Raw genomic sequence first — 747 nt, forward strand, 5'->3', positions numbered from 1 at the left:
GTCTGTATAGATAAAGTCTGCATCTTTAACACCGGCTTCAACATCGCTGGTAAGAGTGATACTGGCTCCGCTCTCAGAGGCAATGGCTTCACAACGTTCTACGAGTGATTCTTCTGGATGATATCCCTCTGGCGCGACTAGGCTAATGTTCATACCCATCTTTGCAGCGCCGACCATCAAAGAATTTCCCATGTTATTGCGAGCGTCACCAAGGTAAGCAAATTTAATGTCTTTTAAGGCTTTGTCACTGTGTTCTTGCATGGTTAGAAAATCGGCAAGAATTTGCGTGGGATGAAATTCGTCAGTGAGGCCGTTCCAAACTGGAACGCCAGAGAATTCTGCAAGTGATTCGACGTCGCTTTGGCGAAATCCTCGAAACTCTATGCCATCATACATGCGGCCTAAAACACGAGCAGTATCTTTAACGGTTTCTTTTTCACCCATTTGCGAGCCGCCGCCTATATATGTGACATTCGCACCTTGATCAAAAGCAGCCACTTCAAAAGCGCATCGTGTGCGTGTTGATGCTTTTTCAAATATTAGGGCAACGTTTTTATTTCGGAGTGCTTGTGTTTCTGTGCCATCTTTTTTCGCCGCTTTTAACTCGGCAGATAGCTCAAGAAGATCTGCAATCTCTGCTTGAGAAAAATCCAGTAATTTAGTGAAACTACGTCCTTTAAGTGCGTCGCTCATGCATGCCTCCGCTGCGTGATTATTATTTGGTAGGCATGAGTAATATATCGCCTA

Annotated in this window: 1 protein-coding gene; it reads right to left on the reverse strand. The window is 44.7% G+C overall.

Features of this window, described 5'->3' with window-relative positions; translation table 11 throughout:
- On the reverse strand, positions 1 to 693 hold a 693-nt coding region (argF, locus tag A3738_RS28110), incomplete at its 3' end, for an ornithine carbamoyltransferase (protein ID WP_068764012.1).
- Positions 694 to 747: the final 54 nt, after the last annotated feature.

It is taken from the genome of Oleiphilus sp. HI0066 (assembly GCF_001635725.1).